General features: G+C 74.9%; 7 protein-coding genes. 1 reads left to right on the top strand and 6 read right to left on the bottom strand.

The genetic code is table 11. The annotated features are described in order from the left end of the window. Nucleotides 1–14 precede the first annotated feature (14 nt). From ACFWBW_RS19100 to ACFWBW_RS19085, 4 genes are all read right to left on the bottom strand, one after another. Entirely contained in the window at nucleotides 15–440 is a 426-nt protein-coding gene (locus ACFWBW_RS19100) for a hypothetical protein (protein ID WP_385373886.1), read from the bottom strand. Between the two features lie 457 nt (nucleotides 441–897). Continuing rightward, nucleotides 898–1,896, bottom strand: a complete 999-nt coding sequence (locus ACFWBW_RS19095; protein ID WP_385373884.1) for an ABC transporter ATP-binding protein — start codon at nucleotides 1,894–1,896, stop codon at nucleotides 898–900. Continuing rightward, nucleotides 1,893–4,694 (bottom strand): hypothetical protein, encoded by a 2,802-nt coding sequence (locus ACFWBW_RS19090; protein WP_385373882.1) that lies wholly within the window; start codon nucleotides 4,692–4,694, stop codon nucleotides 1,893–1,895. Before ACFWBW_RS19090 ends, ACFWBW_RS19095 begins: the two co-directional genes overlap by 4 nt. Further along, complete coding sequence (locus ACFWBW_RS19085; RefSeq protein ID WP_385373880.1) at nucleotides 4,691–8,026, bottom strand: FtsX-like permease family protein; 3,336 nt, start codon at nucleotides 8,024–8,026, stop codon at nucleotides 4,691–4,693. The genes ACFWBW_RS19090 and ACFWBW_RS19085 overlap by 4 nt, the downstream gene beginning before the upstream one ends. A gap of 265 nt (nucleotides 8,027–8,291) precedes the next feature. Here ACFWBW_RS19085 and ACFWBW_RS19080 point away from each other — a divergent pair, with 265 nt between their 5' ends. Next, complete coding sequence (locus tag ACFWBW_RS19080; RefSeq protein ID WP_385373998.1) at nucleotides 8,292–9,014, top strand: ABC transporter ATP-binding protein; 723 nt, start codon at nucleotides 8,292–8,294, stop codon at nucleotides 9,012–9,014. A gap of 86 nt (nucleotides 9,015–9,100) precedes the next feature. Here the strand turns inward: ACFWBW_RS19080 and ACFWBW_RS19075 are convergent, their stop codons facing one another. Next, nucleotides 9,101–11,413, bottom strand: a complete 2,313-nt coding sequence (locus ACFWBW_RS19075) for an FtsX-like permease family protein (protein ID WP_385373878.1) — start codon at nucleotides 11,411–11,413, stop codon at nucleotides 9,101–9,103. Further along, nucleotides 11,410–12,240 carry an ABC transporter ATP-binding protein gene (locus tag ACFWBW_RS19070; protein WP_385373876.1) on the bottom strand — a complete coding sequence of 277 codons (831 nt, stop codon included), beginning with the start codon at nucleotides 12,238–12,240 and terminating at the stop codon, nucleotides 11,410–11,412. Before ACFWBW_RS19070 ends, ACFWBW_RS19075 begins: the two co-directional genes overlap by 4 nt. Nucleotides 12,241–12,580 lie beyond the last annotated feature (340 nt).

The raw sequence follows: 12,580 nt of genomic DNA, 5'->3' as shown, positions 1-12,580 counted from the left end.
GGTCCCCTCCCGGTTCACCGCAGGCGGCGCAGGAGCGCGCGCAGACCTTTCGGACGAGGGGCTTCCTGCTCGTCGGGGAGACCCGGCGCATCAGGAAGACCGGAGGCAGGGGGGCGATCGGGTCCGTCCGGGCCGGTGCCGTCCTCGCTCTCGTCCACGGCATCGGCGAGCCGGGTCAGGAACGCGCGGAACTCGGTCTCGTCGTACGGGCGCCACCCCGGATACGCCTCGAACGTCGAGGCGAGCACCTCGTCGGAGGCGACCGCCGCGCGCAGGCCCGCCGCCTGCCGGCGCAGCGGTTCGCTGCTGATGGGGCTCACCCGCAGGGCGACGGCGTAGTGCCGGACCAGATCGTCGTCGAGCGCCGAACCGTCGCTGTGGAACATCGCGTTGTACAGAATGCCGTTGACCAGACAGGTCACCCACGGTTCGGTCGCCATCACAAAACCCTTCTCTCGCCCGGCCGGCACTCTGGCAGACTCGGCCCATGACCACTGATTCCGTCGTCGTCTGCGAGGTCCCCGACGGCCTCGGTCTCATAGAAGTCACCGGGTACGACGACGCCAGCGTGCTCCTCCTCGGGGGCCGGCCCGTCGTGCTGGAGGGCAGCGACTTCTGCGGCAGCGTCGGCTGGCTGGCCTCGCGCGCCACCGGCCCGGGCGCTCCCACCACCGCGGAGACCAAGGCGCTCACCACATGGCTGGCCGCGCCGGAGCTCGCCGATCGACCCCGCGCCCTTCCGGCTCCAGGACTGCGAACCCGTCCGCGAGGTCTTCCCCGGAGAGCCGCTGGTCCGGATGTTCCGCTACATCCGCGAAGAGGCGGACGAGGCGGCCCGGAAACGACGCACGGGCTGAACCCGGCTCCGGGGAGGCCGGACCGGGATCCTCGCGTGTCTCAGCCCGAGGCCGACTCCTGCCCATCGCCGCCGTCCGCCGCCGTGGCGTGCGCGTCGTCCGGGCGCAGTTCGATGTGGTCAGGGGCCAGGTCCACCGCCACCCGGTGTTCCATGCCCAGGGCCTCCAGGAACTTCTGCGGGAGCTGTACGCGCCCCGTCCGGTCGAGCATCACGTACTCGCGCTCGCTCACCGACTCGGCGCCGTGCTCGTCGGTGACCGTACGGCGCAGCACCTCGCTGCTGGTGCGGCCGTCGCGCATCGCCACCGTGCGCCGGACCTCGCCCGCGACGAGCGGGTCGTGGGTCACGATGACCACGGTCGCTCCCAGTTCGCGGTTGACGGTGCGGAAGGCCTCGAAGATCGCCCCGCCCGTCTCGGAGTCCAGCTCGCCCGTCGGCTCGTCGGCGAGCAGCACCGACGGATCGTTGGCCATCGCCACCGCGATGGCCACGCGCTGCTGCTGGCCGCCGGAGAGCTCGGCGGGGCGGCGGTTCGCCAGATCGCCGATCTCCAGCGCTTCGAGCAGCTCGCCGGTCCGCACCGCGTGGCGCTTGGCGGCGGCGCGCCGGCTGCCCTTCAACTGCATCGGCAGGGCGATGTTCTGCGCTGCCGTCAGGAAGGGCAGCAGGTTGCGGGCCGTCTGCTGCCATACGAAGCCGACCGCCTCGCGCCGGTAGCGCAGCCGGTCGCGCGCCGACATCTCCAGCAGGTCGTAGCCCCCGACGCTGGCGGTGCCGGCCGTGGGCACGTCCAGTCCCGCGAGGATGTTCAGCAGGGTGGATTTTCCGCTGCCGGACGCACCGACCAGGGCCATCAGATCGCCCTGCGCCACGGTCAGTTCCAGCCCTTGCAGGGCCTGTACCTCGACCCCGTCCGTACTGAAGATCCGCACCAGGCGGTCGCAGGCGATGGCCGTGTCCGCGCCGTGCCGGCGGGGCTCGGCGGCGGCCAGGGCCTGCTGCCGCAGCTCCTCGTACGTGGGCTGATCGCTGTTCACCGCTGGTCTCCCGCTCTCAATTCGGTCGTGATCTGTCGCCTGCCGGAGATCGCCGCCTCCGCGAGCACGGCCCCCGCGACGAGGACGGCCAGGCCCAGGGCCTGGGTCAGTACGGGCGTGACGAGGATCTGCAGACCGGCCGGCACCCGGGTGCCGACCAGCGTGGACAGGTCCACGGCCGGGCCCAGCAGCCCGACGGCGCCCGCCGCGAGCAGCGCGCCGCCCAGTGCGGCGGCCAAGGCCAGGGGCACCGACTCCACCAGGATCAGCCAGATCCCCTGCCGGGGCCGCAGCCCCATGGTGCGCAGGCGCGCGAGCAGCGCCGCGCGGTCGGGAGCGGCCCGGACCAGGGTCAGCAGGACCGCCAGCAGCGCGAAGCCCCCGGCTCCTGCCAGCGAGGCCCAGAACAACCGCTCGGCGGAGCGCTGGAGCGGGTCGGAGCCCAGTTCGGCGGCCGCGGCGGAGCTGGTACGGATGCGGTAGAGCTCCTCGGCGGCCGCCGGCTCCGCGGTGCGGACCGCCTGCTCCAGCCGGTGCTGGTCGACCGGACCGATCGCGAGCCAGGTGTTGGGCAGGCCCATCTGCGGTACGGCGGCCAGCACTTGGGCGGCGGGCAGCACCACGGTGGTGTACTTGGTGCCGGGCCGGGCGGGGGTACCGGTGACCACTCCGACGACCGAGAGCTTCAGCTCCCCGCCGTTCTCGAGCCGCAGCTGGAAGCCGGAGGTGTCGTCGTCGGCGAGGTCCCGGCTGATCAGCGCGGGCACCGTCGCGCCCGAGGTGCCCGCGGCTCCGGCCGCCAGGAGTGCCGGATCGAACCGGCCGGCCCCGGCCGCCGCCGACTGTTTCGCGTACTCCACCGGGTCCGCGACGACCACGGAGATCTGGGTGCTGCCCGTCTTGGTGCCGTAGAGGAACACGTTGTCGTCGGTCCACACTTTCACGGACGACCGTACGCCGGGCAGCGCGGACGCCGCCGCCGTCACGGAGTCCGGGAGCGTGCCGCCGGGCGCCGAGAGCTGCGCGTCGCCGCCGACTGCCGCGCGCGCCGCCTCGAACCGGGCGTCGGCCACCCCCGTCAGCACCGTGGCGCCGAAGCCCCCGGTGGTGACGGCCAGCAGCATCGCGATCAGAGGCAGTACGGACGGACGTGCCCGGCCCCCGGTGCCCCGCGCGGCGCGCGCCAGCCCGAGGAAGCCGATCAGCCCGGGGCCCCGCCCGGCGGCCCGGGCCAGCGCCCCGACCAGGGCGGGCTGGAGCCGGGCCAGCAGCAGGCCGCCGCAGAGTGCGAGCAGCAGCGGGGCGGCCACCAGCAGCGGGTCCACCCCGGCGCCGGCCGGGGCCACCCCGCGCGAACGGACCTCGAACACGGCGGCCGCGGTGGCCGCCAGCGCGAGCAGCTCGGCGACCAGCCGCCGCCGGGGGCCCGGCGGGCGCTTCGGCGACAGCAGCACGAAGGCCCGTACGGGGACGGCCAGCAGCGCCAGGAGCGTGGCGGCCGAAGCGGCCAGCAGGGTGCCCGCCGAGCGCGGGGTCGGCAGCAGGACCACGGCGAGCGCCGTCGCCAGGGCGGCGGCCGGCAGGACGGTGACGGCGTTCTCCGCGAGCAGCCGGCCCACGATGCCCGCGCGGGAACCGCCGCGGGCCAGCAGGAGCCGCAGCTCGGACTCCCGCCGGTCACCGGTGAGCCCGGCCGCCAGACAGAACACCACGAACGCCACTCCGGCGACCCCGGCCGGGCCCATCGCGGCGAGCGGTGCGGCGGCCTGTCGCCGGGCCTCGGCAAGGGTGAACTGCTCGGGCAGGTGGGAGGTGATCCGCAGATCGCTGCGACCGGTCTCCTGGGTGAGGCGCGCCGCTGTCGGACCGGTCACGTAGGAGGCGACGGCCTTGGCGGTGGCCGGGAGCTGGTCGGCCCGCAGCGTTCCGGTGTCCACCGGGATCCGCCAGAAGTCCTCGGTGTCCGTCTCGCCCCATTCGTGGAGCCGGCCCAGGGACTCCTGCCCGACGAGGGCGTCGGTGCTCCAGAACGACTGCGGCGGATGGGTCGGGGTCAGGGTGAGACAGGCACGGGTGAGGCAGGTGTGGTCGGTCCAGTAGTCCTCGGCGTCGTCGTTCGCGGCGTACAGACCGACGACCTCCGCCTTCACGGTGGTCATGGCCTGGCCGGCGGTGGTCTCCAGGACCATGCCGACCCGGACGCCGATGGTCTTCGCCGCGCTCTGCGACAGCGCCACGGGTACGGGGCTGCCGGGCGCCGGGCCCGGCGCGCCCGGCCAGCGTCCTTCCACCAGGCGGACGTGCTCGGAGGCCGTGCGCAGGTGGTAGAGGCCCAACTGGGGCGGGAGTCCGTCGGGGGCGGTCAGACCGCGGTTGGCCAGCGGCCGGGAACCCGCGGCGGACCCGTGGACGGCGCCGGAGGGCGCGACGGCGAAATGCGGCGCGGTACGGGAGACCAGGGTCGCCAGCACCTCGTCCAGGTTCTGCGGGCTCTGCTCCCCGTAGCGGGGGCGCGCACTGACGTACAGGCTGGTCTGAGCCGGCCCGCGCGACTCCAGGAAGGAGCGCAGGGCCTGGTCGGTACCCCGGTCCATGGCGCGCGGCAGGGCCGCGGAGAGCAGCACGGCGACGAAGGCCAGGGCCGCGCCGAGCAGGGCGCTCAGCGGGGTCGCGCGCAGCCGGGTCCGCACCCAGGGCGCGGGCGGGGGCACGGCGCGCGGGGCGGAACCTTGCGGTGCCTGCGCGCCGGTCGCGTCCGGGGCGCGCCGGTCGGCGTTGGTCGCGGCCGGCCCGGTCATATGTCCTCCACGTGCCGCAGCCGGTCGGCCGGCTTCGAGCGGTTCTGATTGCGCCGGCCGCCGAAGACCGCGGACAGCAGCGGTACGGCGGCGATGGCGGCGGCGAGCAGCAGGGTCCGCACCGCGGGCAGGTCCACCAGCACCTCGGGCACCGGGCGGCCGGCGGCCGGGGTGAGCACGGTCAGCGGTACGACGAGGTGGACGATGACCACGCCCAGCCCCACCCCGACCGCCGTGCCGAGACCCACCAGCAGGCAGCTCTCGGCGGTGGCCGAGCGGGCCAGGTCCCGGCGCCGGGCACCCAGCGCCATCAGCACCGAGAACTCCCGGGCCCGCTCCCGGGCGGCGGCCGCGGCGGAGGCGGCGAAGCCGATCGCCGCCAGCACCGCGCAGGCCACCGCGAGAGCGGCCAGCGCCCCCTGCGGGCCCGCGCTGAGCGGATCGTCCAGCAGGGTGTCGGCCACCTCCTCGCGCAGACGCACCTGCTGCGAGCCCGCGCCGGAGCGCAGCTCCGCGGCGGCGCGGGCCGGGGCCGGGTCGTCGGCGGAGGCGGCCGGCAGCCACCATTCGCGGGGCGTCGGCAGTTCCCGGCCGCCCGCCGCGAGCAGCCGGGCGGCGGTGTCCAGGTCGACGGCGATCGCGGTGTCGCCGGCCACGGGCAGCGAGCCGACCGCAGCGGTGACCCGGACCGGAAGGGTGACGTCGTCCAGCTTGACCGGCACCAGATCGCCCACGGTCCCGCCGATCGCGGACATGTACGCCCGGGTGGCGATCCCGGGAATCTCGGCGGCCGGCGCGGGACCCGTCGTCAGGCCGGCCTGGACGCCTCCGCGTTCACCGGAACCGTCCCGGTAGCGCAGCTTCACCAGGGGCGGGACGCCCGGCGCGGGCTCAGAGCCGGAGAGCAGTTCGGCCGCCGGGGAGCCGTCGCCCAGCGGCGGCGCCGACAGCTTCCAGTCGGGTGCGGGCACCGCGACCGGCGCCGCCGCGCCGTCCCGGGTCTGCGCGACGGCGAGGCCGCGTACCGTCAGCTCGTCGAAGATCTTGACCGCCGTGCCGGCCTCGCCGGAGCCGGGACCGGCACCCGGATCGGCATTCGGGTCGACACCGGGGAGCGGCCCCTCGCGGTCGTACGAGAACACGAGCCCGGCCAGGCTCAGCGGGGTGGCGGCCGATCCGATGGGGGCGCCGAGCATCGCGCCGATGTGCACGGACACGGTGGCGTCACCGCTCTCCGGGAGCTGCACCATCGCGGCCCGGTAGGTGATGCCGAACCGGTCGCGCAGCAGCAGCCCGAGCCCGGGGCGGCCGCCCGCGCCGGTGGAGCGCACGGAGACCGAGAGGTCGATGCGCTGCGGCCGGCCGGGCAGGGGGATCGAGGCGACAGCGGCGGCGGGGGAGGCGGCCAGCGGGGCGAACAGCTCGCGCAGGGGGCGCCCGTCGCGCAGGTCGGCCCGCAGGGCGAGCCGGTCGGCTGCGGCAGCCGCGTCCAGCGCCATCAGCTGCCCGGGCCGCCCGCCCGGCAGCTGCTGCGGAGCACGGAGCACCGGCAGGACGCGCTCCCCGCCGGGCAGCGCCGCGTACCGGCCGCCCCGGCCCAGCGCCGGCAGGTCGCTCTCGGAGATCAGCAGGCCCCCGGCGGTGGTGAAATCGGCCTGGTCGCGCTGGGACGCGGACCACGCGGTGTGCTGGCCCAGCGCCAGGACCCCGCTGGAGACGGCCAGTACGAGCAGCAGCACCGGCCCCGTGGCCCGTCCGGGCCGGCGGGCCAGCTGCCAGCCGACGAGCGCCGGACCCAGACCCCGTCCCCGGGCGGCGACCCGGGCGCCGAGCCGCGCCGCGAAGGGCAACAGGCGCAGCACCAGCAGGGTGCCCGCGCACAGCGCCAGTGTCGGGGCGGCGACCAGGACCGGGTCCACGCCGAACAGCCCGTCGGAGCGCGCGGCCGGGCCGGAGCCGCCGGCGCCGTAGCGGGAGAGCTGCTCGTAGGCGAGTACGGCCAGGACCACCAGCGCCAGGTCCGCGCCGGAGCGGGCCGCGCCGGCAACGAGCGCCTGGCGGCGGCCGGTCCGGTGCAGGGCGGCGGCCGCCGCGCCCCGCAGGACCACCGGGAGGGTGGTCAGCACGACGCACCCGAGGGCGCATCCCGCGGCGACGGGCCAGAGCAGCCAGCTCCGGTCGACCGTGAACGGGACGTGCGCCAGCGAGCCGTAGCCGCCGAGCAGCCGCAGCAGTGGCGGGGTCAGCAGGGGCGCGAGGAGGGCTGCGGGCAGTGCCAGCAGCAGCGACTGCGCCGCGGTGAGGACACCGAGCCGCCCGCGGGAGGCGCCGCGCGCGGCGAGCAGGGCGCGCTCGCCCTCCTGGCGCTCCGTCAGCAGGTGCGAGACGAGCAGCAGCGCCGCCCCGGCGAGCACGGCCAGTTGCAGTGCGCCGACCAGCAGCGTGGAGCGGGCGACGGTCAGGCCCGAGCGCAACTCCCCGAGCAGCGCGGGAAGCTCGGTCGACGGGGCGAGCCCGGAATTCGCCTGGAGCTCCTTCAAGGCCTTGCCAGCCCGGCCGCGGACCGCCTCGGCCCCGGCCGCGTCCACGGTGGAGAAGTCGGCGGTGAGGAGCACGGCGCGGCTGTCCTGGACCAGCCCGCCCGCGGTGAAGGCGGAATCGTCCACCAGCAGCGGCCCGTAGGTGGCGAACCCGGCGACCTGCAGACCGCGCGCACCGAGCGGATCGAGCCGCCAGTACGGGGAGTCCGGTTCGGCCGCCCGGTAGACGCCGGTCACCAGCACGGTCAGCGGGGAGCCGCCGTACCGGTCGTCGAGCCGCACCTGCGCGGGCAGCGCTCCCTCGGCCAGCCCGAGCCGGTCCAGGGCCGCCTTCGGCACGGCCACGGGAACCGGGCCGCCCCGGTCGGACACCGGGCCCGCGACGGGCTGCGGCCAGGTGCCCGCGAGGAGTCGTACGCGCTCCTTGGCGAAGGCCGCCAGCAGCGTCAGATCGGCGTCCTTGCCCGGCGTGTGCGGGCCGGGCAGCCCGTACGAACGGCTGCGCGCCACGCTCTCGGCACCGGTCGGGAGGGGGCCGAACAGCCCGCGCGCGAAGCTCCGTACCGCCTCGTCGTCCTTGGCACGGTCGGCCGCCGGGTGGGAACCGGTGACCAGCACGGTGCCGCGCGAGAGGCCGGGCCCCTGGAGGGCCTGGCGCAGTCCGGCGTCGCCCACTCCGCGGGTGAAGGCGAAGAGCGCGGTGAGCACGGTCGTGGTGATCAAAACGGTCAGCAAAACAGCGGCTGCGAGCGGCAATCGCCCGCGCAGCCGGCGCACGACGAAGCCGAGCATGTGCCTGTTCCTCCCCCGCACCGGACTGGTGGCCCCGGATACCGGACGATGCTGCCAGATTCGAACAGTGAGCGGAAGGTACTTGCGTGAGCAGTGCAACGGATGAACAAATCGTGGGGGCGGGACCGCAAGAACGCCGATTTCAGCTTGGAGGGGGAGCCGCAGCATGACGCAGGACCAGGACCAGGAGACGGAGCAGGGCCGGGAGCAGGAACGGCGACAGGAACCGGGACCCGGACCGCGGCAGGACGCCGGGGCGCCGCCGATGGTGGTCGTGGACGACGTGCGGCGCAGTTTCGGGACGGGCCGGCAGGCCGTGCACGCCCTGCGCGGGGTGTCCTTCGAGGTCCGCCGCGGCGAACTCACCGCGCTCAAGGGGAGGTCCGGCTCCGGCAAGACCACCCTGCTGAACCTGGTCGGCGGCCTCGACACCCCGACCGGCGGCAGCGTCGCCCTCGACGGCACCGATCTGGCCGGCCTCGACGAGGACGGCCGCCTCGCACTGCGCCGCGACCGGATCGGTTTCGTGTTCCAGTCCTTCGGCCTGATCCCCGCTCTGACCGCCGCCGAGAACGTCGGGGTTCCGATGCGGCTGCGCAAAATACCGGCGAAGCAGCGCGAGGAACGGGCCCGCACCCTGCTCGCTCTCGTCGGCCTCTCCGAACACACCGAGCAGCGCCCCGGCGAACTCTCCGGCGGCCAGCAGCAGCGGGTCGCCGTCGCCCGGGCCCTCGCGAACGAGCCCGATCTGATCATCGCCGACGAGCCGACGGGCCAGCTCGACTCCGACACCGGCCGGCAGATCATGCGGCTGCTGCGCGCGGTGGTGCGCAGCGAGGGGGTCACGGCGCTGGTCGCCACGCACGACCCGGCGCTGATGGAGCTGGCGGACCGGGTGGTGGAGCTGCGCGACGGGCGCATCGTGGAGGCTTCGGCGGAGGGCGGGCCGGCTGCCGGGGAGCCGGCCGAGGCCCCGTCGGCCGGGTAGGCGGGGTGGGCCGGGCAGGGGCCGGGTCGGCCTGCTGGGCCGGGTGGGCCCCGCAGGGCTGAGCCTGGCGGGGCCCACTGCGGGCCCTACTCGGTGTGCAGGGCCGAGGCGATGGTCATCCGGGCCGCAGAGCGGGCCGGGATCAGTGCGCCCAGGACGGCGATCGCGACCCCCGCGCACAGCATGCCGGCGAGCTGCGGCGCGTGCCAGACGTCCTTCATCGACTCCGGGAAGGCGACGATGCCCACGTTGTCCACGACGAGCCGGTGCCCGGCGATCCCGAGGGGGATCCCGAGCAGCCCGCCGACCAGGCCCAGTCCGGTCACCGAGGTCACCGTCATCGCGACCACCTGGCGCGGGGTCATGCCGATCGACTTGAGCATGCCCAGGTCGCGGCGCCGGTCGCGGGTGTTCAGCAGGACGGTGTTGAACACGCCGAGCGAGGCGACGAGGGCCAGCAGGACCGAGAACACCGAGGAGAAGCCGACGACCGTGGTGGTGGCGGCATTGACCTTGGCGGAGTCCTCGACCTCGGCGTGCAGCCCGGGGTCGGCGGCGTCGACGGCGTCCGCGTAGGCGCGGGCGTCCGTGCCCGGCGCGAGCCGGACGGTGTACTCGATCGCGCTGCTGTCCGGGGCGAGTTGCCCGAGGGTCTCCCACGTGGATTCCAGGGAGCGCGCGTCGCTGTCGATCAGCTGGCCGACGAGGGTCGCGGTCGCCCGCCTCCCGTTGGCCTCCAGGGTCACCCTGTCGCCCACCGCCAGCCCGCGTTCGGTGAGGAAGGCGGGCCCCGCGGCGATCTCACCGGGTCCGCTGGGCGGCCGGCCCTCCACGAACGCGGCGCCGGCCGGGGAGATGCTCCCCCGGTAGAAGGTCCCGAACGCCGGCTGTGCGTAGCCGACCAGGCCGACTTGGGTCAGCGCGCGGGCCCGTACCTCCTGAGCACCCAGCGACCACAGCCGTCCCTCGATCTGCGCATCGCTCAGCAGCGGCTCTTTGCGGTTGTCGCCGTGGCCGCCGACCATGACGTAGACCACCGTTCCGCCGGGACCGCGGGCGGTTTGCGCGTACGAGACCATCGTGCTGGTCAGACCGGTTGCCAGGGTCACCGTGGTGACACCCAGGGCGATGGCGGCCGTGGTCATGAAGGCGCGGCCGGGGCGGGAGAACGGGTGGCCCAGACCCATGCTGACGGAGCGCGGCAGCCGCGAGGAGGCGAGCACGCGCTGGACGCGCAGCCCGCGCCCGGGCCGGGGCGCGCCGCCCGCGCTGATGGCCCGCGCGGCCGGCAACCGGTGTGCGCGCAGGGCCGGTACGAGCGCGGTCAGCAGGACCAGGGCGGGCATCCCGGCCAGGCACGCGAGGCTGACCCAGGGCGGGACGCTGCCCACGCCCGCCATCCCCGTTTCGATGCCGGAGAACGCGATCTGCAGGATGGGCGCGGCCAGCGCGTTGCCGAGCAGGGTGCCCAGGACGCAGCCGGCCACGGCGGGGACCGAGACCATCGTCAGGTAGACGGCGACGACCTGGTTCGGTGTGAAGCCGATGGCCTTGAGGACGCCGATGTGCCGGTTGCCGGAGACCACGGCGCCGCTGACCACGTTCGCGACGATCAGCGCGGAGACGAGCAGGCCGAGGACACCGAAGAGGGCGATGAAGGGCAGATAGGCGTCCGCGCGGGCGGAAAAGGCCTTCTTGAGGGTGAGGTAGCCCTGCGCGGCCGTCAGTGAGTCCGCGGGAAGTCCGTCCGTCGCCCGGGCGAGCGAATCGCGCAGGTGCGCGCCGGTGGACGGGTCGGTGAAGCGGTAGAGCATCTGCGTGGACGTGGGGTGGAGGTCCGCGGCCTGCTCGGGCGTCACCCAGGCGGCGGCCGACTGGCTCATGCTCGTCGCGAATCCGACGACGGTGAGCGTCGGGCGCCCGGGTACCTCCAGCCTGGTGCCTAGGAGATCGGCGTCGGGCGTGCCGGTGGTGGTCCAGTTGACGACGATTTCGCCGGGCGCCTCGGCCCAGCGCCCGCGCCGCATCTCGACGCGGTCCACCGGCCCCGCCGGATCGGCGCGCCCCACCACGGTGAGGGGGCCCGGCGGACTCCCGAGCCAGTCCGTGGGTACGTCGATGACGGCTTGAGGGAACGGGCCCGCCGCGGCCGCGACCCCCGGACGGTGAGCCGTCCGCGCGAGCTGGGCATCGGAGACCTTCGCCGGGTCGTACGTGGCCACGGTGTGCGCGCCGCGCTGCGCGGTGTAGGCCTTGTCGAAGGGGCCCGAGGCGGCGGCGAGCAGGCCGAGCGCGAGCAGGACGGTCGTGGTGGAGCAGAGGACGACGAGGCCGATGACGAAGGTCTGGACCCTGCGGCGTTTCACGGCGGCGCGGGAGGCGCGCCAGACGGCGCTCATGCGGAACGCTCCAGGGTCTCGCTGTCGGGCGCCTGGCCGTGCCCCGTCTGCCCCTCCGGCGTCTGGGCGTCCGGCGTCTGGACGTTCAGCGTCTGGGGGTCCGGCGTCTGGTCCTCCGGCGTTCGGCCGTCCAGGGCGCGTTCGCGGGCGACGCGGCCGTCGGCCATCTCGACGAGTCGGCCGGCGCAGCGGGTCGCCAGGTGCGGGTCGTGGGTGACGATGAGGAGGGTCTGCCCGATCTGGTTGAGGTCGATCAGCAGGTCCATCACCTGCTCGCCGGAGCGGCTGTCGAGGGCGCCGGTCGGCTCGTCGGCCAGGAGCAGCGCCGGACGGTTCATCAGGGCGCGTGCCACACCGACGCGTTGGCGTTCTCCGCCGCTGAGCGTCGTCGGGTAGTTGTTGCGGCGGTCGGCGACCCCGAGCTCGTCGAGGAGTTCCAGGGCGCGGCGGCGGGCATGGCGCGCGGAGGTACCGGTGAGCTGGGCGGCCAGCGCGACGTTGTCGAGCGCCGGCAGATCGTCGATGAGGTTGAAGAACTGGAAGATCATGCCGACGTCGCGGCGGCGGTAGAGGGCGAGGCCGGTCTCCGTCAGGCTGCCGAGGTCCTGGCCGTGCACGCTGATCGTGCCGGCGGTCGGCCGGTCCAGGCCGGCCACCATGTTGAGCAGCGTGGACTTTCCGCAGCCGGAGGGGCCCATCACGGCGACGGCTTCGCCCCGGCGGATCTCCAGGGACAGGGCGTCGAGGGCCAGCGTGTCGCCGTACTCCTTCGATACGCGGTCCAGTCGGACGACGACCTGGCCGGCGCTGTCGTGATGAGGTGTCATGGCACGAACCTAGAAGGCCGGTCGGACGGGCCGCGTCACCCCCCGGATGTAAACGGGCGGCGGGGTCATCCTGGGGATGTACGCGGGACGGAACCGGGAGAGGGATGTGGACTACACGGGGTGCCTGCGAAGGTCGGGTGACAGAATCCTGGAACGATGATCACGGGCGGGGGAGGGGGAGTTGCTGTGACGACGGGGTGGGTGGTCGCTGCCGTGGTGGCCGCGGTGGGTGCGGTGTCGGCCGGGTTCGGGCTGACCGTGGCGCTCCTGCGGGCCCGCGCGGCGCACCGGGCGGCGATCGAGGAGCGCGGCTGGCTGCTGGAGCGGGAGCGGGAGACCG

It is taken from the genome of Streptomyces sp. NPDC059957 (assembly GCF_042730015.1).
Classification (GTDB): Bacteria; Actinomycetota; Actinomycetes; order Streptomycetales; family Streptomycetaceae; genus Streptomyces.
The sequence above is the reverse complement of the archived record's forward strand: the minus strand, read 5'-3'. Positions and strand labels throughout refer to the sequence as shown.

What these genes read in the sequence shown, in the direction of transcription:
- ACFWBW_RS19100 (WP_385373886.1), bottom strand. Translation starts at nt 440, where the DNA reads ATGGCGACCGAACCGTGGGTGACCTGTCTGGTCAACGGCATTCTGTAC.
- ACFWBW_RS19090 (WP_385373882.1), bottom strand. Translation starts at nt 4,694, where the DNA reads ATGACCGGGCCGGCCGCGACCAACGCCGACCGGCGCGCCCCGGACGCG.
- ACFWBW_RS19085 (WP_385373880.1), bottom strand. Translation starts at nt 8,026, where the DNA reads ATGCTCGGCTTCGTCGTGCGCCGGCTGCGCGGGCGATTGCCGCTCGCA.
- ACFWBW_RS19080 (WP_385373998.1), top strand. Translation starts at nt 8,292, where the DNA reads ATGGTGGTCGTGGACGACGTGCGGCGCAGTTTCGGGACGGGCCGGCAG.
- ACFWBW_RS19075 (WP_385373878.1), bottom strand. Translation starts at nt 11,413, where the DNA reads ATGAGCGCCGTCTGGCGCGCCTCCCGCGCCGCCGTGAAACGCCGCAGG.
- ACFWBW_RS19070 (WP_385373876.1), bottom strand. Translation starts at nt 12,240, where the DNA reads ATGACACCTCATCACGACAGCGCCGGCCAGGTCGTCGTCCGACTGGAC.